Raw genomic sequence first — 20,212 nt, 5'->3', positions numbered from 1 at the left:
CTACCTCCTGCCGCCGCGCGACTCGGCGCGGTCGTAGGCGTCCACGATGCGCGCCACCAGGGAGTGGCGGACGATGTCGTTGCGGTCGAGGTCCACGAACTCGATGCCGTCGAGACCCTCGAGCACCTCGCGGGCCGACTCCAGACCGTTGTGGCCCAGGAGGTCGCGCTGGGTGAGGTCTCCCGTCACGACGAACTTGGACGAGAAGCCCAGCCGCGTGAGGAACATCTTCATCTGGTCGGGGGTGGTGTTCTGCGCCTCGTCGAGGATGACGAAGGAGTCGTTGAGGGTGCGCCCGCGCATGAAGGCCAGGGGCGCGATCTCTATGACCCCCTGCTCGATGAGGGAGCTCCCCCGCTCCATGTCGGTCATGTCGAAGAGCGCGTCATAGAGCGGGCGCACGTAGGGGTCGAGCTTCTCCTGGAGGGTGCCTGGGAGGTAGCCCAGCGACTCGCCCGCCTCGACCACGGGACGGGCGAGGACGATGCGCGCCACCTCGCGCCTCTTCAGCGCCGCCACGGCCATCGCCATGGCGAGGTAGGTCTTGCCGGTGCCGGCGGGGCCGATGCCGAAGCTGATGGTGTTTCGCCGCATCGACTCGACGTAGCGCAGCTGCCCCGCCGTCTTTGGCCTTATGGCACGCCCGCGGTAGGTGAGCAGCAGGTCGCGACCCATGTCCGCGGGCTCCTGGGCGCCGTGCGACGCCTGGCCCACGAGGAGCTCCACCTCGTCGGTGGTGGGCACCTCTCCCCTCTCGACCATGTGGATGAGGCGAGAGAACACCGAGACGACGCCGTCCACGACCTCCGCGGGGCCCGAGACCAGAATCTGGCTTCCGCGCACCGAGACCAGGGCGTCGAAGCCCGCCTCTATGCGACGCAGGAGCGAGTCGGCCGGCCCCATGAGCAGGGTCGGGTCGACGGAATCGGGAATGGTGAGTCTGACCTGCGTCGGCTCCATGCTCCTCCAACTGCCTCCGGACGGCGCGCCGTCCCAATCATAGCCGCAACGGCGGCGTCCTACAGCAACGTGCCCACGAGCGTCCCGTCGTCCATGACGGACGTGACGCGGGCCCTCACGAGCGCGTCGAGGGGGGCGGACGGGTCGACCAGGAGGTCGTGCAGGCGCCCGGTGACGGCACGGCCTGGGTACTGGACCACGGCGAGCTCCTCTGAGCCCACTCGCGCGGAGGCGCTCTGGCGGCGCATGCGCGCGGCGAGCTCCCTCATGCGCCGGCCGCGCTTGGCCATGACCCGGGGAGGGACCTGCCCCTCCGCCGTGGCCGCGGGCGTGCCGGGGCGGGCGGAGTAGCGGAAGACGTGCATCTTGGCGAAGGCCATCTCCTCGCAGAAGGCGAGGGACGCCTCGAACTCCTCGTCCGTCTCGCCCGGGAAGCCCACGATGAGGTCGGTCCCCAAGGCGAGCCCCTCGATGCGCTCGCGCGCGTGGAGGACGGTCCTGCGGTACTCTGCCGTGCTGTACACGCGACGCATGCGCCGGAGCGTGTCGTCGCAGCCGGACTGCAGGCAGACGTGGAGGAAGGGCGCGACCCTCTCGCCTCCCCGCGCCATGGCGTCCAGGAGCTCGTCGGTGACGTCGGGCGGCTCGATGGACGAGAGCCGGACGCGCTCCACCTCGGTCTCCCCGAGGATGAGGTCGATGAGGCCCGGAAGCGCGATCTCCCTGCCGTCCTCGGCCTCGCCTCGGAAGCGCCCCAGGTTGATGCCCGTGAGCACGACCTCGTGGCCCCCGCGCGCGACGGCGGAGCGGACCTGCCGCAGCACCTCGCCCACGCCCGTGGAGCGGGAGGCGCCGCGCGCCTTCCAGACTATGCAGTAGCTGCAGCGATTGTCGCAGCCGTCCTGAATCTTGATGCCGGGCCTCATCCTGCCCGTGGGCGTCGGCGTCACGGCGAGCTCGCCCGCGTCCGTCACGCTTCCGGGCTCGAGCCCGAGCCTGGACAGGGCGACCTCGGCGAGCCGCGACTTGTCACGCACCACCTCGATGTTGGGGGCGAGGCCCTCGAGCTCCTCTCCCCTGAGGTTGGCGACGCAGCCGCTCGCGAGCACGAGGGGCGCCTGGGGCAGCTGCGCCACATGGCGAAGCCGCTTTCGGGTCTTGGCCTCCGCCTCGCCCGTCACGGCGCAGGTGTTGACCACCACGAGCTCGGCCGCCGCGGGGTCGCAGAGCTCGAGTCCCGCCCCCTCGAGCTGGCTCGCCACGAGGTCATTCTCGACCCTGTTGACGCGACAGCCCAGGTTGACCAGGGCCACCTTGTGGCGCGTCACTTGCGCCCCTTGCGGCCGCGGCGGCCCCTCTTGGCGTCGTCGGCCCCTGCCTTGCCCGCGCCGTCCCCGGGGCGGGACGAGCGCTGGCCCACGAGCTCGCGGACCGCCTCCATCTGCGCCTCGTCCAGGTCGCGGGGGACCTCGACCTGGACCACGGCTATGAGGCTGCCGCGCGAACGCGAGTTGAGGCGGGGCATGCCCCTGCCCTCGACGCGGATCTGCTGGCCGTGCTGGCAGCCTGCGGGGACCTCGACGTCCACCTGCTCGCCAGCGAGGATTCCGGGGATGGCCTTCTTGCAGCCCACGATGGCCTCGAGGGCGTCGAGGGCGAGGCGGCAGTAGAGGTCGTCGCCCTGTCGCTCGAAGTCCTCGCTGGGCTCGACCTCGACGCGCACCACGAGGTCTCCCGCCGCGTCGCCGCGCAGCCCGGCCTCCCCCTTGCCCCTGATGCTCATCGACTGCCCGGAGTGGACGCCAGCGGGCACGCTGACCTCGACCGTCTCGCGCGAGGGGGTGCGTCCCTGGCCCTGGCAGGTCTCGCAGGGCTTGTCCACCACCTTGCCGGTGCCCCCGCAGTCCGGGCAGGTCGCCTGCGACTGCATCTGCCCGAAGATGGTGCGCTGGACCTCCATCACGCGGCCCGTGCCGTGGCAGCGCTCGCAGGTCCTCTCGTGGCCACCCTCGGCGACGCCGCTGCCGTGGCAGTCGTCGCAGGGGGCAAGGCGCTCGTAGGCGACCGTCTTCGTGCATCCCGCGGCGGCCTCCGCGAGGCTCACGCGCAGCGTCCTGCCCATGTCGCGCCCGCGGGCGCGCGTGGCGCGCTGGCCGCCCTGGCGCCCTGCGGCCCCGCCAAAGAAGGAGTCGAAGATGTCGTTTATTCCGAAGCCGCCACCAAAGATGTCGGACATGTCCACGTAGTCGGAGCCGAAGCCGCCGGGTCCGTCGGGCGTGCCGTAGCGGTCGTAGTTTGAGCGCTTGCGCTCGTCGGAGAGGACGGAGTACGCCTCGTTGACCTCCTTGAAGCGCTCCTCGGCGTCCGCCTCCTTGTTGACGTCCGGGTGGAGCGTGCGCGCCTTCTTGAGAAAGGCCCTCTTGATCGTCTCGGCGTCGGCATCGCGCGCGATGCCGAGCACCTCGTAGTAGTCCTTCGAAGCCAATGTCACCAATCCCCAAAGCAGTTGCAGACGTACGAATCGCGGGCAGGGGTCCGCGAAGGGAGGCTATCCCCTGTAGCCGGCGCTTCCCAGCCCCGAGCCGCAGGAGAACATCATCACCAGGAAGAGCGCGAAGACCACGCCCGAGCTCGCGCCGTTGGCGAGCGACCTGAGGCCCGACCTCCACCAGCCTCGCGCATGGGCGAGGCCCTCGCCGAAGGCGAGGAAGGCGCCGACCCCCACGAGCGTCACGATCACGAGGGCGACGGAGCCCAGGGTGTTGGTGAGCGCCCCCAGCACCAGGAAGGGCACGGCGAGCCCCAGCGAGTGGAAGCCGGAGGCCTGCCTCTGGCTCAGCCGCTCGGACGCAACCCCCACGCGGCAGACGAAGTCTCCCGAGGCCTGGCCGTTCGTGCCCGCGTTGCCCATGCCGGGGACGCGGACCTCGTCGCCGTCATGCGAGCCGGCGGGAACCTCGACCACGACCTCGCTCGCAGAGAGCACCCTGCCCGAACCACCGCAGTTGTGGCAGGGGTCGCTCACGACCCTGCCCGTCCCCTCGCACTCGGGGCACTCCATCTCCATGACGCCGAAGCCGAAGATGCCCGTGAGGTCGACGCTCATGTGGCCGCTGCCGCCGCAGGTGGGGCAGGTCTCCGCATGGTCGCTGCGCACCGAGCCCTGCCCGTGGCAGACGTCGCAGGCGACGTAACGCTGGTAGGTCACGCCCCGGCGCACGCCCTTGCGCGCCGACTCGTCGTCCAGGTCGAGGCGCACGGTGACGTCCGCGCCGACGCGTGGGTTGTAGGAGCGGGAGCGCTGGCCTCCGCGACCTCGCTGGGCCACGTCGGAGAAGGGGAAGCCCCAGCCGAAGGGGAAGCCCCCGTAGCCGTCGGGCGAGGCGCCGGGGGTGCCGCCGTAGTCGGCGGAGGCGAAGGGGTTCCCGGAGCGCATGGCGTCGTAGCGGCGCCTCTTGCCCTCGTCGGAGAGGACGGCGTACGCCTCGGAGACCTCCTTGAAGCGCTCCTCGGCGTCCGGCTCCTTGTTGACGTCCGGATGGAGCTTGCGCGCCTTCTGCTGGAACGCACGCCTGATCTGCTCCGTCGTGCTGTCCTGTTCCACGCCCAGGATGGCGTAGTAGTCCTTCTCGTTCATCGAGGCCAAGTGCCTGCCCTACCTTCCCCCGTGCGCCGCCATGGCGACCTGACGTGCGGAACTATACCCCATGGCCGCATGCCGGATACCTCCGCCACGCAGCTTCACGAAGGGCGGTCATGGCTTGGGCGCGCCGCGGCCCTGGCAGCGCGACGTGAGGGTCTCTCCCCCGGCGAGGTCCCAGAGGGTCCCGTAGAGCTCGTTTCCCAGAAGCCAGCCACGATGGGTGGGGGCGAGCCTCCCGCCACCGTCCCGGGCGAGAAGCCCGCGCGCGACGCAGTCGTCGAGCGCCGCCTGGACGCGGCCCCCTCCGAGGACGAGCCTCGCGTGCGAGACGAGCGCGGGGTCGAGGCCCCGCGTCATGCGTGCCCCCAGCATGAGGTCCTCCGCCGCCGCCTGGCCCGCATCCAGCTCCTCCACCTCGAACGAGAGGCTGGAGAGCCGCGGGTCCTCCGCGATCGCCCTGCGGCCCGTGAGCACGCGGAGCCTCAGGCGCGCGCTGGCGGGGGCGGGCTCGGGCAGCTGGGGGCAGCAGGCGTCCCTGAGCCTCAGGTAGCCCTCGCGGGCGAGCATCCCCGAGGCGGAGCATCCCAGGCCCAGGTAGGGATGGCCGGTCCAGTATGCCTGGTTGTGCGCGCAGGCGCGCCCTGGCCGGGCATAGCTCGCCACCTCGTAGCGGGAGAGGCCCGCCTCCCCCAGGATCCGCTCCGCCTCCTCCATGAGCTCCGCGGCGAGCCCGTCTTCCGGCTCGTCCATGAGCCCCTCGTCCACGGCCCTGCCGAAGGCCGTCCCGTCCTCGATGGCGAGGGGGTAGACGCTCACGTGCCCGACCCCCTCGCCCAGCACGCCCCGGAGGCTCCTGGCCCAGCTCTCGGACGTCTGACGGGGGATGGCGCACATGAGGTCGCAGGAGACGTCGAGCCCGCTCGAGACGGCGTCCCCCAGCGCCCGAAGGGCCGTCCTTGCGTCGTGCGCGCGTCCCAGGAGGCGAAGCTCCCCGTCGTCGAGGCTCTGGACCCCCAGGGAGACGCGCGTCGCCCCCGCCTCGGCGAGCGCGCCGGCCATCCCCTCGGCAAGGGACTCCGGGTTGGCCTCCACGCTCAGCTCCGCCGCCGCCGTCGTCGAGGCGACGGCGCGCACGAGGTCCGACAGCCCGTCCGTGCCGAGGAGGCTGGGCGTGCCCCCTCCCAGGTAGGCCGTCCTGCAGGAGGAGAGGAGCCCCGCCCCCTTGAGCTCGCGGACCTGGGAGCCGAGGGCGCGGGCGTAGGCGCCCATGAGGGGGTCGCCCTCCCGGGTGACCCAGGAGGCGAAGTCGCAGTAGGCGCACTTGCTCTCGCAGAAGGGCAGGTGGAGGTAGAGGGCCTCTGCCGCCGTGGCGTGGAGGCGGCCCTCCCAGGCGTTGGGCGAGGGACCGTCACCCACGGCGGACGTCCTCCCGGCCCGCGGCGTCCCCACCCGCGAATGCCCTCACCCTGGCGAGGAGCCCGAGGTAGTCGTCCAGGCTCACGCAGCGCATGGCGCCGTCCCGCCAGGCGGCGGCGTGAGGGAGCCCCTTCAGGTACCAACCGGCAAGGCTGCGGGCGCGGGCGAGGTGGCCGCCGGTGGCGTCGAGGAGTCTCACGTGGCATTCGAAGGCCGCGAGGCGCTGGGAGAGGGTGGGCGCCGCAGGCCTCTCGCCCGACGCGAGGGCCAGCGCGGACGAGAAGACCCAGGGGTTGCCGTAGCTCCCGCGGGCCACCATCACGCCCGCGGCGCCCGTCTCCTCGAGCATCCGCAGCGCCGCCCCAGCGTCCTCCACGTCACCCGAGCCTATGACGGGCACGTCGACCGCCCCGGCGACCCGGCGCACGACGCCCCAGTCGGCGCGACCGCGGTAGAGCTGGCTCGCGCTCCTCCCGTGGACCGCGATGGCGGCTGCCCCGGCGGCCTCGAGCGCGCGGGCGAACTCGGGCGCCTGCTCCTCCCCGTCGCGTCGGCCGCGGCGAATCTTGCAGGTGACGGGCACCTGACCCTGCTCGAGGCAGGCTCCGACGATCCTGGCCGCGAGGGAGGGGTCGTCCATGAGGGCGGACCCCTCCCCCTTGCGGGTCACCTTGGGCACGGGACAGGCCATGTTGACGTCTATGAGGGCGAGGCGCGGCCCCAGGCGCTCGGCCACCTCGAGGGCGGCCTCGCGGAACTGCTCGGGCTTCGACCCGAAGAGCTGCACGGCGACATCGGGCTCCCCCTCGGCGGGCAGGACGAGGTCCCAGGTCTTCTGGCCGCCGAAGTGTATGCCGGCGACCGAGACCATCTCGGTGTAGGCGAGGGAGGCCCCGCCCGCCCTCGCCATGAGGCGGTAGACGCCGTCGGTGACGCCGGCCATGGGCGCCATGAGGAAGGGGTTCTGCGCCAGACGCGCCCGCACGTCCGCCCGCGGCACGGGACGGGCGTCAGGAAGCCTGAGCCCGGCTGGCGTGGCGAGGCCCTCGAGGATCCGAAGCGTCCCCTGGCCCCTGGCCGCGGACGTCACTCGTCGTCCACCTTGAGCACGGCGAGGAACGCCTCCTGCGGCACCTCGACCGAGCCGATGGACTTCATGCGCTTCTTGCCCTCCTTCTGCTTCTCGAGGAGCTTGCGCTTGCGCGAGATGTCGCCGCCGTAGCACTTTGCCAGGACGTCCTTGCGCACGGCACGCACGGTGGAGCGGCTGATGATCTTGTTGCCGATGGCACCCTGGATGGGCACCTCGAACTGCTGCCGCGGGATTATCTCCTTCAGGCGGTCGCAGAGGCCACGCGCCAGGGTGTAGGCCTTGTCGCGGTGCACGATGAACGAGAGCGCGTCCACCTCGTCGCCCGCGAGCAGGATGTCGAGCTTCACGAGCGGTGACTCGCGATAGTCCGCGAACTCGTAGTCAAGTGACGCATAGCCCTTGGTGCGGCTCTTGAGCTGGTCGAAGAAGTCCAGGATGAGCTCGGCGAGGGGGATGTCGAAGTGCATCTCGACGGACTTCTCGCTGAGGTAGACCATGTCCCTCGTGACCCCGCGGTGGTCTATGGCGAGCTGCATGACCGCGCCCATGTACTCGGGGGGCACGATGACCTTGGCGTTGAGGTAGGGCTCCTCGATGCGGTCTATGCGCGTGACGTCCGGCAGGTCCTGGGGGCTCGTGAGCTCGACCATCTCGCCGTCGGTCGTGAACACGTGGTAGTTGACGGAGGGTGAGGTAGCTATGAGGTCGAGCCCGAACTCGCGCTCCAGGCGCTCCTTCACAACCTCCATGTGCAGGAGTCCCAGGAAGCCCACCCGGAAGCCGAAGCCCAGGGCCACGCTGGTCTCGGGGGACCAGACGAGCGAGGGGTCGTTCACCTGGAGCTTCTCAAGGGCGTCGCGGAGGTTCTCGTACTGCTTGTTGTCTATGGGGAAGAGCCCCGTGTAGACCATGGGCTTCGCCTCGTGGTAGCCCGGGCAGGGCTCGGCGCAGGGCCTGGCCTCCTCGGTGATGGTGTCGCCGGTCTTGACCAGCCCGGGCTCCTTGAGGCCCGTCACCACGTAGCCCACCTCGCCCACCCCAAGCCGGTCGAGCGGGGTCTCGAGCGGGCGCTTGACGCCGACGCCGTCGCAGGTGAAGGAGTCGCCAAGGGCCATCATCTTGAGCTGCTGGCCCTTGCGCACCGACCCGTCGAAGACGCGCACGGTGGCGATGACGCCGCGATACTCGTCGAAGTAGGAGTCCAGGATGAGCGCCTTGAGCGGGCCGTCCGGGTCGCCCTTGGGGGGAGAGACGAGGTACACGATGGCCTCGAGCAGCTCATGGATGCCCTCTCCGGTCTTGCCCGAGACGAGCACGCTGTCCTCCGCGGGAATGGCGAGCTCGTCCTCGATCTCGGCCTTGACCTCCTCGGGATGGGCCGAAGGGAGGTCGATCTTGTTGATCGCGGGGACGATGTCCAGGTTGGCGTTCATGGCGAGGCTTGCGTTCGAGACGGTCTGCGCCTCGACCCCCTGCGTGGCGTCCACCACGAGGACAGCCCCCTCGCAGGCGGCGAGCGAGCGCGAGACCTCATAGGTGAAGTCCACGTGACCAGGCGTGTCGATGAGGTTGAACTGGTAGGTCCCCCCGTCGTCCGCCTCGTACATGACGCGGACGGCATTGGACTTGATGGTGATTCCGCGCTCCCGCTCGATGTCCATGGAGTCGAGCATCTGGGAGGCGAGGTCCCTCTGCTCGACCGTGTGGGTGAACTCGAGGATGCGGTCCGAGATGGTCGACTTGCCGTGGTCGATGTGAGCGACGATCGAGAAGTTGCGGATATGTGAGGTATCGTTGGTAGTCATGCGGATGATATTATCCCAAAGGCTGGTGGAGTGCTATACTGCGCTGGTTGACCTCGCCGTGTCAGGTGTCGGATCCCCCACGTCCTTCACCTCATTAAGTTCAGAGGCCTCAGGGATAAGTACTGAAAGGAACCGCACGTGGCTAACATCAAGTCTCAGAAGAAGCGCATCATCACCGCCGAGAAGGCCCGCGTCCGCAACAAGGCGGTCCGCTCCGAGCTGAAGACCGCCGTCAAGAAGGTTCGCGCTGCCGTCGAGGAGGGTGACGCCACCGTCGCCCAGGACGCCGCCAACAAGGCCGGTCGTCTCCTCGACAAGGCTGCCTCTAAGGGCGTCATCCACAAGAACCAGGCCGCCGACCGCAAGAGCGGCGTCCAGAAGCTGGTCAACACCCTGAAGTAGGCCGCTTCCCCTCAAATCGTCGTAACGTCAACGGGCCCGGAGCTGAGTTCCGGGCCCGTCTAATTTATGTCGGCGGACCAAACCTGCCGAGCTGCCCCCTCAAGACATGTCGGGCTCCATCCCGAAAGCGCGACCGGGTCGCGTGGGGGCCTAGGGACGCCCATGGACGACGGTCGCCCGCATGAGCTTTTCCCAGGCGGCCAGGTTCGCCTCGTAGTTCTCCTCGTCGAGCGCCACGCGCCTGGAGAAGCGGGAGAACTCCCTGGCAACCTGGCCAAACGGGAGGTGAAAGCGCCTCTCCATCCTTGGGGCGAGGTATCTTAGCTCGTCGCTCACCCTCCGCGCCCTGGAGTCGAAGTCGTCCCGCCCCGCAAGCCACATCAGCAGCGGCTTGTAGCGGATCCACCCGAGGCAGGCCTTGTAGAACCTCTCCACGACCCTCGGATCCGTGGCCTCGACGCGCCCCAGGCGCAGGGGGAGGTTCCCCTGCAGGAGGCCCGAATGCCGCATGAAGCCGTCGTGGAAGGTGTAGACCGGCACGCGCGCGACCTTCTGGTCACCCAACGCTGCCGCAAAGAAGGCGTCCTCTCCCCTCGCCCCGCTCGGATTGAAGAACGGGACCGTGCGTGTGCGATCCGTCAGCCCGATGCCGAGGTTCGACCCAGAGATCGGGAGCCCGTCCGTCCTCCCGCGCTCGAGGGCCGTCACCCTTGGCTCCGCGAGCGCCCCGTCATCCGCGTAGGTCACCCCACCGTTCCTCATCACGGCCGACATGCTGTCCCAGTTGAGGATGTCGTTGCTGACGGCGTCGGCGAAGACTCTGAAGTCGTCCTCCGTGAAGTCGTCCGTGAAGCCCATGTGGGGTATGGGCGAGACGTAGCCGCAGTGGTACCCGTTGGTCACGTCAAACGTGCCGAGCGCCTTGACGTGCTCTCGGAAGACGTCTTGGCCGCACCAGTACGCGAGCCCATCCCGGCTCGTCACGGCAAGAGGGTACTCGTCGTCATCCAGGAAGAGGAGCGCATCCATGCCCCTGCGTATGGCCTCGTACAGGACCACGTTCCTCTTGCCCGCATAGCCCCTGCCGAAGAGCTGCCGTGCCTCCCTCTCCTCCAAGGCCCCTCCGCCACAAAGGTCCTCGCACATGCCTCGCACTGACTCGAGCCCAATGAAGGAGACTGACCGGAACGTGTCCCTGATCTCGTCCTGGAGGTTGACGTAGTCGTCCACGCTCGTGTGGTTGTACTCCAGGTCGTAGGCGACGATCAGGTGAATGCCTACGGGGTGTTCCCTGATCAGGCCCCTCCAGTGGCAGGCAAAGGTCTTCAGAACGTTACGAAAGCTCTTCCGACCAGTCACGAAACCGATGGCGATGTCTCTCATCGGGTTAGTCCAACCTCCAGTCCTCGACGTGGCAACCAACAAGCGCGCGGCTACGCGGGATGTGCGCGTTGACTCCGGGGCGCGGCCGCCTCGCGAACCTCAATGGCAGCAGCCGCCCTCGTGGTCGTGCCCTCCGCAATCGCCCTCGTGGCTGCCGCAACCATGGCCGTGCTCGTGGTCGTGATGGTTGCAGGTGGCAGACTCGAGCTTCACGAGCCGTCCGGAAAGGTACGCGTCCACCGCCGCGTCCGCATCGCCCTCCTGCCCGGGGTACACCTCTATGCCCGCGCGGGCCAGGGCAGCCTGGGCCCCACCGCCGATGCCGCCACAGACGAGGAGGTCGACCCCTCCCTCGGAGAGCAGCCCCGCCAGAGCGCCGTGGCCCACGCCGTTGGACCCCAGCACCCGGGACGAGGTGACCTTGCCTCCCTCGACCTCGTACACCTTGAACTGCTCCGTCCTCCCGAAGTGCTGGAAGACCTTCCCGTCCTCATAGGTGACCGCAATCCTCATGGTTCGCTCTCCCTTCTCAAGCGCCCAGGACCCGTCCCGGGCGTCCATGCCGGGGCGGAGGCGGACGTTTCCGCCCCCCACCACCAGCTCCCCGCCATTCACGAGGAAGTCCGCGACCTTCTTCCGCGCCCGGTCATAGATGCTGGCGACGGTGGAGCGGGCCACGCCCATGCGCGACGCCGCCCCCTGCTGGTCCAGCCCCAAGAGGTCGATGAGCCGAATGGCCTCGAGCTCGTCGAGGGCCAGCTCGAGCACGCGCTCGTGCGCGACCCCGTCCGGTGCGAAGCGGAGGTACTCGGGCACAAGGCCCACCTCCCTGACCTTGGGTCGCCTTCCCAGCATGGGACCTCCTACTTAATGGCAAATGTCAGCAAGTAGTATAGGGCTTCTTGGGATGATATGTTGGAATATGTCAAAAGATTTAGAGAGGGCAGGTCAGCACGGGAGGCTCCCGTGACGCGAGGGAGCCGCGCCACAGACGTCCAGGATGAGGGAGCTGACGCAGCTGCGTGGGTCGGCGCCGCCCTTCAGGGCGGCATCCGCGCCCCCACAGAGCACAAGCGCGCGCTCCAGCTCCCCATCGCCAAACGAGCCGGCCCACCTCTGGTGGTTCTTGAGCTGCCAATCCTGCTTCGCGCGGGGCTTCGCTGGCCTCTTCGACCCCTTGCGCCTCACCGCGGGAGTCGCCGCGATCGAGTCATAGGCGAGGAGTTCGCCACCCAGGCCCGCGATGGTGCCACGACGCATGAGCGAGCGGGCGCAGACGAGCTCCCGCAGGCGCGCGGCGAGGAGCGAGACGAGCCTGACCTCGGAGTTCGCGGGCATGAGCGCGTACACCGAGAGGGCCCTTCCGGCGTCCCTGTCGCAGACGGCGTCAAGGAAGTCCCAGGGCTTCACCTCCGCCGTCCGGGCGACGTGCTCCACCACGTCCGCGCGCGTGATGGAGCCGCTTGCCCGGCAGAGCTCGCTCAGGGTCTTGAGCTGGCCGTCTATCAGGGCAATCGACTCGCCAACGCGGTCGACGAGCTCGCGGGCGGCGGACTCGTCGATCGACATCCCCCGGCGCTGGGCGAGCCGGCGGACCTCCGCCGGGAGCTGCCAGGCCTTCTTTCCGCCGCAGTCGATCACGGCGTCCCTGCCCACCGCCGCCACGGCCTTGTAGAGGCGGGTGGTCCTTGCGAGGGCCTCGGCCACCAGGCAGAGGACGCAGCCGGGATTGGGGTTCTGGAGGTACCCGACGATCGCCTCCGAGCAGGGCTTGGCAAGCTTGTCCGCCCCGTGGATGATGACGAGGCGCTGGCCAGGGCCGACGGGCAGCGTGTTGAGGGAGGCGAGGAGCTCACCCGGCTCGCTCACGGCAGCCGACTCCCGCTCGTCGAGGTTGAAGGCCGCGAGTCCGTCGTCGAGGCGCGCGTGGAGCCTTTCGACGACGCGCCCGGCCTTGACGGAGTTGCTGCCCACCGCCAGATATGCGGGGAGAAGAGCCCCCGATGCCTTTCCTGCCAAGACGACCCCCTTCTGCATGTCAGACCACTATGACACATGGCGACCATGGTGGTCGCCCTCTTCCATGCGGACGCATGACCGGACGAGGGCCAATGCGACCAGGCCCGACCAAAGGAGGGGCTCGACCCCTCCCCAATCCGGAAGTCCCACGGCGGCGAGGGGAAGGGCGGAGAGTGCGCCCACCAGAGCGGAAAGCAGGTCGAAGCAGCATCGGGACACGTCCAGGGGGAGTCGGGCCCAGGGCAGCAGACCCTCGAGCAGGAGCCCGGGGAGACCTGTGGCGAGCCCGAGGGTGAAGGGGACGACCGCCAGGAGGTTTGAGAGGGGGGCGACCAGCGAGAGCGTCCCGAACGCAGAGCTGCACAGGGGCAGGGTCGAGACCTGGGCGACGAGGCTGGCCGACGCGAGGTCGAGGGTGACGGACGAGAGCTTGGAAAGCGGCCGGGGCAGGCGACGGCGCCCCATGCCCCATGGGGGCGCAAGACGTCCCAGGGCCCGGCGCAGGGCCTGGGACGTCGGCCAGGAAAGGAGGCAGAGCCCCGCAACTGAGACGAGCGAGAGCAGGAAGCCCAGGCTCCCGGAGAGCGAGGGGTCGAGGAGCGCCATCACCAACCCGACGAGGCAGAGGGACGACAGCGCATGTCCGCGCCTTCCCAGGAGCTCCGAGCCAGAGGCCGAGGCGGACATGAGAAGTGCCCTCACGGCGGACGGTGGCGCGCCACAGAGCAGCACGAGCGCCATCCCCAGGGAGAGGGAGGCCGCGAGACGGGGCGCAAGCGGCATGTCGAGGCGGAGGAGGAGCGTGCAGGCGATGGAGGTGGCGATGGCCAGATGGCTGCCGGAGACCGCCAGGAGGTGCGACAGCCCGCAGCGGGAGAGCCTCTCGCCCATGCCCCTCTCGCGCGCCAGCGCGGGACTGCCGAGGGCGACGCCCGCGATCCATGCCGCCGAGTCGGTGGGTTGGGCGAAAAGCCCCTCCAACCTGTCCGAGCGCCAGGCCCTGAGCCGACCCAAGGGGCCCGGCTGCCAGGACCTGGAGGAGATGGACACGATCCGCAGGCTCCCAACGGCCCCCTGCATCCTGGAGCTCGCGCCAAAGCCGTCCTGGTCGAGGGGCGACCAGCGCGTGCTGCAGCGAAGCAGCTCCCCCATCCAAACCCTCTGGGGCGAGCGCAGCCAGACGCGGCAGCTCCTGCCCGAAGGCAGCTTCACGCTCGCACGACAAGAGTGGCTCCCCCGCCTGCACACGGAGTCCGACTCCACGAGCAGGGTGCAGCTCGACCCCGCGACGCGACCGAGCTCCGCCTCGCAGAGCCCCATCCCCCGGGCAAGGAGGCCCGAGAGCGCCCAGGCGAGGGACGTGGACAGGGCCAGGGTGAGGATGACGCCTGCGACGGGCAGGCGCAGTCCGTCCCCAACAGTGGCCGACGAGGCGGCCAAGACGACCATCGCGCATGACGCGACGACGAGCGCAGTGACGTGGGAGGGAGGCGGGGGCGGCAGGCGGCCACCCAGCACGGCGCGCTCGACGAGGACGCACGCAACCAGCAGGTGGGCGCTCGTGGGAATCTGCGGGCGCGGCATCCCCTCCCCCGCCCGCGCCCTAGACGCAGGCATGGTCCCTGATCCTCTCGAGCTTCTTCTGCCCTATGCCCGATACGCGCGCCAGGTCGTCCACGCTCGCGAAGTCGCCATGAGCCTCTCGGTCCTCGATGATGGCCCTGGCTGTCGCGGAGCCCACGCCCGGAAGCGACTGAAGCGCGGCCACGTCCGCCGTGTTGAGGTTCACGAGCTGACCCTCGGTGCGACCACCGGTCGGAATGACGGACGCGGTCCCGACCGACCCAGCGGCCTCGCCCTCGTGGGGAACGTGTATCTTCTCGCCATCCCTCACCTCGGCCGCGAGGTTGAGGCTCGTGCAGTCGGCGTCGTCGAGAAGCCCCCCGGCTGCCTCCACGGCATCGTTGGCGCGCGGGCTGCGCTTCCTCAGCTCGACGAGCCCCGGACGCGCGACGGCCCCGTCAACGTGCACCAGCACCGCAGCCGGTTCGGGCGCCTCCTGGACTGCGGCGCCTCCCTCGGCGGCCTCCTCCGGGTCTGCCCCAGGCACGCCCTCGGCCGCGACGTCGACCGTGGCGGCCTCTCCCTGGGACGCCCGCCCTCCCATACCCCAGGCGCCGACGCCTGCCGCGAGGAGACAGGCGAGCGCGCACGCCGCGATCGTCCCTCGCGACGGCGCGAGCCCCAACCTCGCGATCGACCCGCCCTTCCTTCCGCCGCCAAATCCCCTTTGTGCCAAAGAGACCACCCCCACCCCCATCTTGGGGGCGGGGGCGGGGCGAAGCGGCGGGAAATAAAACTGGGCTTGCAGCTGGCTGGCGGCATACTTGCAGGCAGCTGCAAGCATCTAGGGCGTCAGCTGGGATTTCTATGCGTTCCGGTCAGGCTCGATCGGGGCCAGGCTCGAGTGCCTCGCCCTGAGGCCCCTGGGAGGCCTGTAGGACGGGCACTGGTCGAAGTCGACGTACTCGGCCTCCTCGACCAGCTCGTCGATCATGGCGTCGTGGTCGAAGGAGTCCCAGGCGGCATGCACCTCGTCCATGCGGGCGTGGGTCTCGGGACGACGCGGCATGAAGAGGGTGCAGCAGTCGTCGGCGGACTGGCTGCTTATGTCGTAGGTCCCGATCTCCTCGGCGCGTCGCATTATCTCCTGCTTGTCGGAACCGATGAGGGGGCGCAGGACGGGCAGGCCCACCATCTCGTTGACCGCGGCGATGTTGTCGAGCGTCTGCGAGGCGACCTGGCCCAGGGACTCGCCCGTCACGAGCGCCTTGGCGCCCTCGAGCCGCGCGATGCGCTCGGACACGGCGAACATGGCGCGCCGGTAGGTGATGATGCGCAGGCCCTGGGGCACCGCGAGCGAGATCTCCCTCTGGCGCTCTCCGAAGGGCACGACGTACATCCTCCCCACCATGCCGGAGGGCTCGAGCGCCTGGACGATGTCCTGGCAGAGCCATTCGCTGGTGTCCGCGGTCATGGGACGGCCCGAGAAGTGCACGGGGACGCAGACGGCGCCCCGGCGGCCCACCATCCAGGTCGCGACGGGAGAGTCGAAGCCGCTCGAGAGCAGGGTGACCACCTTGCCCGCCGTGCCGACGGGAAGCCCCCCCACGCCCGGCATGGAGGCCGCATAGACATAGACGCAGCCCTGCACCACGTAGACGTAGACGGTCACGTCGGGATGGTGCACGTCCACCCTCTTGTCGGGGAACTCGTCGCAGAGGACGGAGCCGACGAGACGGTTGAGCTCGAGCGTGTGGAGCTCATAGGTGGTCGACGAGCGGCGCGCGTGCACCTTGAAGCTCTGGAAGTCCCCCGCCTCATGCAGCGCCCTCACCGCCGCCGCGCTGAACTCGTCGCTGTCGAGCGCGCAGACGTAGGCGAGCGAGACGCGCGCCACGCCAGGAACGCGGGAGACGGCCCTCGCCACCTCCTCGTCGGCGTCGCGACCCTCGAGCGAGACCAGGATGTGGCCGGAGATGCGCCTGACGGAACCGACGGGCCAGTCCCTGAGGGCGCGGCGCAGGTTCCTCACGAGCTGGTTCTCGAAGGTCGAGCGGTTCTTCCCCTTGAGGCCGATCTCGTGGTAATGGACGAAGCAGACTCTTCTCGGCATGCGCTTAGAGGTTGTGCTCGACCTGGGCGTTGGAGCCCTTGATCTGGTTGTCGAACTCGTCCTTGACGAAGCTCAGGGTGCCGTCCTCGATCTCGGACATGGCGATGGAGACGGGGTCCTCCCCGGAGATGACGGGCGTGATGTCGTCGAACTCCTGGATGGCCGTCACGCGCAGGTGCTGGCCGCGCACCATGTTGTTGATGTCGCAGGCGCGCTTGGACGCGACGGCGCAGAGGAGGAAGGGGTTCTGCTCGGTCTGGTCGAGCAGGGTGTCGATCTCGGGCTTAGTCACTGCCATCTTGGGAGTTCCCTCCGTTTTTCTCGAATGAATCGATCGTGTCCGCGAGGCGGGCCGCCGCTGCCTCGAGCTCGTCGTTGACGACGCGCGCATCGTACTCGTGCGCGCGCGCCATCTCGAGCCTGGCGTTGGAGAGTCGCAGCCCTATGGAGGCCTCGTCCTCGGTGCCACGGGCGCGGAGCCTCTGCTCGAGGAGCTCCATGGAGGGGGGCTCGATGAAGACGAGCACGGCGTCAGGATAGATGCGCCGCACGTTGAAGGCTCCCTGTGGGTCTATCTCGAGCACCACCGAGCTTCCGCGGGCGAGACGGTCGTCCACCTCGCTTCTCAGCGTCCCATAGCGGTGCCCGTGGACGTTCGCCCACTCGAGGAAGGCACCCTCCGCGACGAGGCGCGAGAACTCGTCCTCGCCGAGGAAGTGGTACGAGACGCCGTCCACCTCGCCGGGGCGTGGGTTCCTCGTGGTAGCCGAGACCGTCAGGCCCAGGTCGGGACGCTGCCTCAGCACCTGCGAGAGCAGCGTACCCTTCCCCGCTCCTGACGGTCCGGAAATGACGAAGAGTCGTGGGGTCCTAGGCACTACTTGGAGAGCACCTCGATGAGCTGCTCACGCTGGCGAGCACCCAGGCCCTTGACGCGACGGGTGGCGGAGATGCCCAGCTCGTCCATGATCTTGGTGGCCTTGGCCTTGCCGTAGCCGGGAAGGGACTCGATGAGGGCGGAGACCTTCAGGCGGCTGGCGATGGGATCCTCGGAGTTAAGAACCTCCTCGAGGGTGATGTCACCCCTCTTGATCTTGTCGCGGAGCTCAGCGCGCTCGTGGCGAGCGGCAGCGGCCTTCTCGAGTGCGGCCTTGCGCTGCTCGTCGGTAAGCTGAGGTAGTGCCATGGTTCCTCCAAACATCGGAAAAATACGTCGTGATCCATACGTCACGGCAAGTACGAGCCGTCGGCGCAAGCCCATAGTTTGCCAATTGACTAGGTATTTTACAAGTCTACAACTGCAGCTTTGTTCTTCAAGGCCATTCTTCTACACAAAATGGCCCCGAATCGACCGCAACCGAAGGGCGCCTAGCCCTCGCAGAGCTCGGAAACGATGGACTCGAAGGTGGCCACGGGGTCTCCCGCCTGCGTGACGGGGCGGCCCACCACGAGCTTCGAGGCGCCGGCCGCAATCGCCGCGGCGGGCGTGGCGACGCGCCTCTGGTCGCCCAGCGCGGCGCCCGCCGGCCGCACGCCCGGGGTGACGATCAGGGCGTCGGGGCCGAGGAGGGCGCGCATCGACGCCGCCTCCTGGGGAGAGCAGACGATGCCGTCCGACCCCGCGCCGACGGCGAGCGAGGCGAGCCGGGAGACCTCGTCCGAAAGATCGCGGTCGATGCCGACCGAGCTCAGCGCCTCCTCGTCCATGCTGGTGAGGACCGAGATGGCGACGAGGCGGGTCCTGTCTCTCCCGCACTCCTCGGCGGCCCTCTCCACGCCCGCCCTGGCCTGGCTCACCATCTGCGCGGACCCCAGCGCGTGGATCGAGAGCATGTCGGCCCCACTGAGCGAGGCGGAGCGCGCGGCCCCGAAGACCTGGAAGGGGATGTCATGCAGCTTGAGGTCCAGGAAGACCCTGAGCCCCCTCTCCCCCATCTCGCGGACGATGGAGGGCCCCTCGGCATAGAAGAGCGTCATGCCCACCTTGACCCAGCGGGCCCTGCCCTCGAGCTGGCCGGCAAGCCGCAGGGCCTCCTTGCGGTCGCAGTCCAGTGCGACGATGACGCTCTCGCGCGCCTCTGACTCGCTTAGCATTCCACGGCTCCAATCAGGTCGTTGACGTCCGCGACCCCCTGGTCGCGGACCCAGTCGGTCAGCTCCGCCAGGATCCTGGGCGCAGAGCTTGGGTCGGTGAGGTTTGCGGTCCCCACGGCGACGCTCGTGGCACCCGCCAGGATGAGCTCCGCGGCATCCTCGCCCGTTCGCACGCCCCCGATGCCCACGAGGGGGAGGCCCACGGCCTTGTGGGCCTCCCACACCATGCGCACGGCTATGGGGTGTATGGCGGCGCCGGACATGCCTGCCGTGGGCCGCGAGAGGCGGCTCCTGCGGCTGCGGACGTCTATCGCCATCGCGGGGATCGTGTTGATGAGCGAGAGCGCGTCCGCGCCCTCCGCCTCGAGCGCGCGGGCGATCTCGGACACGTCATGGGGGGCCATCTTCACCACCAGGGGAAGCTTCGTGCGGTCGCGTACGGCCCTCATGACCTCGGCGGCGGCCTGTGGCGTGGCGCCCATGGCCGCACCCCCCTGGCTCACGTTGGGGCAGCTGATGTTTATCTCGAGCCCTGAGGCGAAGGGAGCCAGCTCGTCATAGAGCTCCACGGCGCGGGCGTACTCGCCGAGCGAGTGGCCAGCGACCTGACAGATGACCTGGCAGCCGCGGTCGCGCAGGCCCTGGAGGTACTCCCCGGCCTGTTCGACGAAGGCGGGGATGCCCGGGTTCTGGAGCCCCACCGAGTTCAGGATGCCCGAGTCGACCTCCGCCAGGCGCGGCGCGGGGTTGCCGTCCCAGGGGACGGCGGAGCAGCCCTTCGTCGTTATGGCGCCGAGCAGTGACACGTCAAAGAATCCCTCGAACTGCCAGCCGTAGCCAAAGGTCCCCGAGGCGGTGTTGACGGGGTTCTTCATCCTGATCCCGCCAAGGTCGACGGCCATCCTGGGTTCGCTCACCATGCCAGCTCCTCCGCGTCGAAGACGGGCCCGTCGCTGCAGCAGGAGCGGTAGCCCCCTGCCGCCATGGTCACGTTGCAGCTGTTGCAGGCGCCGAACCCGCAGCCCATCATCCGCTCCGTCGAGACCTGGCAGGCGATGCCCGCCGCGCGCGCGAGCCTTGCCACGCCGGCCATCATGGGCTGTGGCCCGCAGCTCATGACGAGGCCGTAGTCCCTCTCCCCCAGAAGGCGGGACATGGCGTCGGTCGTGAAGCCCTTGATGCCCCGGCTCCCGTCGTCAGTGGTGACGAGCACCGTCCCGGCGCCAAGGGACGAGAGCCGCTCCTCTCCCCAGAGCCTGGAGGCGGTCTGCGCGCCCAGGACGGCGTCGAAGGGGACCCCTGCCCCGGCGAGCATGCCCGCGGCGGCGACTATGGGAGGGGCGCCCACGCCGCCCGCGACGAGGAGGACGCGGACGGGCACGGGCTCCGGCAGCCTCCAGCCATGGCCGCTTGGCCCCACGGCCGTCGAGCGCTGCCCGGGAGCCATGTGCGAAAGGCGCTCCGTCCCCTCGCCCACCACCGCATAGACCAGATCGACCGTCCCTGCGACGGCGTCGGCCGAAGCGAACGAGAGGGGGATCCTCAGGGGGTGGCTGGGGTCCCCCGGAACCTCGAGGTTCATGAACTGGCCGGGCCGAATGGAGCCCGCCAGGGCGGGCGCGCGCAGGACGAGCCGCCAGGTGGAGGTAGCGACCTCCTCGTTCGAGACGACCTCGAACTCGTGCAGCCCCACGCCAGAGCTAGGAATCAACTCGCTACTC

The 20,212-nt window shown here is 69.3% G+C and carries 20 protein-coding genes; 1 reads left to right on the top strand and 19 read right to left on the bottom strand.

Annotation, left to right across the window (positions count from 1 at the left end; all coding sequences use genetic code 11):
* From Q5923_RS00600 to lepA, 7 genes are all read right to left on the bottom strand, one after another.
* Nucleotides 1-960 (bottom strand): PhoH family protein, encoded by a 960-nt coding sequence (locus Q5923_RS00600; RefSeq protein WP_009279278.1) that lies wholly within the window; start codon nucleotides 958-960, stop codon nucleotides 1-3.
* A 59-nt stretch (nucleotides 961-1,019) separates the two neighbouring features.
* A complete protein-coding gene (locus Q5923_RS00595; protein WP_009279279.1) occupies nucleotides 1,020-2,288 on the bottom strand; it encodes a MiaB/RimO family radical SAM methylthiotransferase in 1,269 nt (422 codons plus the stop codon).
* Nucleotides 2,285-3,451 (bottom strand): molecular chaperone DnaJ, encoded by a 1,167-nt coding sequence (dnaJ, locus tag Q5923_RS00590; RefSeq protein ID WP_368501936.1) that lies wholly within the window; start codon nucleotides 3,449-3,451, stop codon nucleotides 2,285-2,287. The genes Q5923_RS00595 and dnaJ overlap by 4 nt, the downstream gene beginning before the upstream one ends.
* Nucleotides 3,452-3,508: 57 nt before the next feature.
* Nucleotides 3,509-4,597, bottom strand: a complete 1,089-nt coding sequence (locus Q5923_RS00585; protein ID WP_009279281.1) for a DnaJ domain-containing protein — start codon at nucleotides 4,595-4,597, stop codon at nucleotides 3,509-3,511.
* Between the two features lie 117 nt (nucleotides 4,598-4,714).
* A complete protein-coding gene (locus tag Q5923_RS00580) occupies nucleotides 4,715-6,019 on the bottom strand; it encodes a coproporphyrinogen-III oxidase family protein (protein WP_303131420.1) in 1,305 nt (434 codons plus the stop codon).
* Entirely contained in the window at nucleotides 6,012-7,109 is a 1,098-nt protein-coding gene (locus Q5923_RS00575; protein ID WP_303131418.1) for a tRNA-dihydrouridine synthase, read from the bottom strand. The genes Q5923_RS00580 and Q5923_RS00575 overlap by 8 nt, the downstream gene beginning before the upstream one ends.
* On the bottom strand, nucleotides 7,106-8,917 hold the full coding sequence (gene lepA / locus Q5923_RS00570; RefSeq protein ID WP_303131417.1) for a translation elongation factor 4: 1,812 nt from the start codon (nucleotides 8,915-8,917) through the stop codon (nucleotides 7,106-7,108). Before lepA ends, Q5923_RS00575 begins: the two co-directional genes overlap by 4 nt.
* A 138-nt stretch (nucleotides 8,918-9,055) precedes the next feature.
* On the opposite strand from lepA, the gene rpsT reads away from it, so the two are divergent.
* Nucleotides 9,056-9,319 (top strand): 30S ribosomal protein S20, encoded by a 264-nt coding sequence (rpsT, locus tag Q5923_RS00565; protein WP_303131415.1) that lies wholly within the window; start codon nucleotides 9,056-9,058, stop codon nucleotides 9,317-9,319.
* A 150-nt stretch (nucleotides 9,320-9,469) separates the two neighbouring features.
* Here rpsT and Q5923_RS00560 read toward each other — a convergent pair whose 3' ends face one another.
* The 12 genes from Q5923_RS00560 to Q5923_RS00505 form a co-directional block, all read right to left on the bottom strand.
* Nucleotides 9,470-10,702: a hypothetical protein gene (locus tag Q5923_RS00560; protein WP_303131413.1), complete on the bottom strand. Its 1,233-nt coding sequence runs from the start codon at nucleotides 10,700-10,702 to the stop codon at nucleotides 9,470-9,472.
* Between the two features lie 99 nt (nucleotides 10,703-10,801).
* Nucleotides 10,802-11,557 carry a NifB/NifX family molybdenum-iron cluster-binding protein gene (locus tag Q5923_RS00555; protein ID WP_062531016.1) on the bottom strand — a complete coding sequence of 252 codons (756 nt, stop codon included), beginning with the start codon at nucleotides 11,555-11,557 and terminating at the stop codon, nucleotides 10,802-10,804.
* A 93-nt stretch (nucleotides 11,558-11,650) separates the two neighbouring features.
* A complete protein-coding gene (gene holA / locus Q5923_RS00550) occupies nucleotides 11,651-12,721 on the bottom strand; it encodes a DNA polymerase III subunit delta (protein WP_303131411.1) in 1,071 nt (356 codons plus the stop codon).
* Between the two features lie 27 nt (nucleotides 12,722-12,748).
* A complete protein-coding gene (locus tag Q5923_RS00545; protein ID WP_156439424.1) occupies nucleotides 12,749-14,338 on the bottom strand; it encodes a ComEC/Rec2 family competence protein in 1,590 nt (529 codons plus the stop codon).
* Nucleotides 14,325-15,020 carry a ComEA family DNA-binding protein gene (locus tag Q5923_RS00540; protein ID WP_303131408.1) on the bottom strand — a complete coding sequence of 232 codons (696 nt, stop codon included), beginning with the start codon at nucleotides 15,018-15,020 and terminating at the stop codon, nucleotides 14,325-14,327. Before Q5923_RS00540 ends, Q5923_RS00545 begins: the two co-directional genes overlap by 14 nt.
* Nucleotides 15,021-15,149: 129 nt before the next feature.
* Nucleotides 15,150-16,397: a tRNA uracil 4-sulfurtransferase ThiI gene (gene thiI / locus Q5923_RS00535; protein ID WP_303131406.1), complete on the bottom strand. Its 1,248-nt coding sequence runs from the start codon at nucleotides 16,395-16,397 to the stop codon at nucleotides 15,150-15,152.
* Between the two features lie 4 nt (nucleotides 16,398-16,401).
* The gene (locus Q5923_RS00530) at nucleotides 16,402-16,695 is read right to left on the bottom strand and encodes a DNA-directed RNA polymerase subunit omega (protein ID WP_009279292.1); all 294 of its coding nucleotides are present in this window, start codon (nucleotides 16,693-16,695) and stop codon (nucleotides 16,402-16,404) included.
* Nucleotides 16,682-17,275 (bottom strand): guanylate kinase, encoded by a 594-nt coding sequence (gene gmk / locus Q5923_RS00525; RefSeq protein WP_303131403.1) that lies wholly within the window; start codon nucleotides 17,273-17,275, stop codon nucleotides 16,682-16,684. Before gmk ends, Q5923_RS00530 begins: the two co-directional genes overlap by 14 nt.
* Nucleotides 17,275-17,583, bottom strand: a complete 309-nt coding sequence (mihF, locus tag Q5923_RS00520) for an integration host factor, actinobacterial type (protein WP_009279294.1) — start codon at nucleotides 17,581-17,583, stop codon at nucleotides 17,275-17,277. Before mihF ends, gmk begins: the two co-directional genes overlap by 1 nt.
* A 182-nt stretch (nucleotides 17,584-17,765) precedes the next feature.
* Complete coding sequence (gene pyrF, locus Q5923_RS00515) at nucleotides 17,766-18,491, bottom strand: orotidine-5'-phosphate decarboxylase (RefSeq protein ID WP_009279295.1); 726 nt, start codon at nucleotides 18,489-18,491, stop codon at nucleotides 17,766-17,768.
* Nucleotides 18,485-19,411: a dihydroorotate dehydrogenase gene (locus Q5923_RS00510; RefSeq protein WP_062531005.1), complete on the bottom strand. Its 927-nt coding sequence runs from the start codon at nucleotides 19,409-19,411 to the stop codon at nucleotides 18,485-18,487. Before Q5923_RS00510 ends, pyrF begins: the two co-directional genes overlap by 7 nt.
* On the bottom strand, nucleotides 19,405-20,202 hold the full coding sequence (locus Q5923_RS00505; RefSeq protein ID WP_303131399.1) for a dihydroorotate dehydrogenase electron transfer subunit: 798 nt from the start codon (nucleotides 20,200-20,202) through the stop codon (nucleotides 19,405-19,407). Before Q5923_RS00505 ends, Q5923_RS00510 begins: the two co-directional genes overlap by 7 nt.
* Nucleotides 20,203-20,212: the final 10 nt, after the last annotated feature.

This window comes from uncultured Olsenella sp. (assembly GCF_959602185.1).
Classification (GTDB): domain Bacteria; phylum Actinomycetota; class Coriobacteriia; order Coriobacteriales; family Atopobiaceae; genus Olsenella_I; species Olsenella_I phocaeensis.
Note: the sequence above shows the minus strand (reverse complement) of the source record. Positions and strands in the feature narration are given on the sequence as shown.

What these genes read in the sequence shown, in the direction of transcription:
- Q5923_RS00560 (WP_303131413.1), bottom strand. Translation starts at nt 10,702, where the DNA reads ATGAGAGACATCGCCATCGGTTTCGTGACTGGTCGGAAGAGCTTTCGT.
- mihF (WP_009279294.1), bottom strand. Translation starts at nt 17,583, where the DNA reads ATGGCACTACCTCAGCTTACCGACGAGCAGCGCAAGGCCGCACTCGAG.
- Q5923_RS00555 (WP_062531016.1), bottom strand. Translation starts at nt 11,557, where the DNA reads ATGCTGGGAAGGCGACCCAAGGTCAGGGAGGTGGGCCTTGTGCCCGAG.
- Q5923_RS00510 (WP_062531005.1), bottom strand. Translation starts at nt 19,411, where the DNA reads ATGGTGAGCGAACCCAGGATGGCCGTCGACCTTGGCGGGATCAGGATG.
- Q5923_RS00600 (WP_009279278.1), bottom strand. Translation starts at nt 960, where the DNA reads ATGGAGCCGACGCAGGTCAGACTCACCATTCCCGATTCCGTCGACCCG.
- lepA (WP_303131417.1), bottom strand. Translation starts at nt 8,917, where the DNA reads ATGACTACCAACGATACCTCACATATCCGCAACTTCTCGATCGTCGCT.
- pyrF (WP_009279295.1), bottom strand. Translation starts at nt 18,491, where the DNA reads ATGCTAAGCGAGTCAGAGGCGCGCGAGAGCGTCATCGTCGCACTGGAC.
- Q5923_RS00545 (WP_156439424.1), bottom strand. Translation starts at nt 14,338, where the DNA reads ATGCCTGCGTCTAGGGCGCGGGCGGGGGAGGGGATGCCGCGCCCGCAG.
- Q5923_RS00530 (WP_009279292.1), bottom strand. Translation starts at nt 16,695, where the DNA reads ATGGCAGTGACTAAGCCCGAGATCGACACCCTGCTCGACCAGACCGAG.
- Q5923_RS00585 (WP_009279281.1), bottom strand. Translation starts at nt 4,597, where the DNA reads ATGAACGAGAAGGACTACTACGCCATCCTGGGCGTGGAACAGGACAGC.
- thiI (WP_303131406.1), bottom strand. Translation starts at nt 16,397, where the DNA reads ATGCCGAGAAGAGTCTGCTTCGTCCATTACCACGAGATCGGCCTCAAG.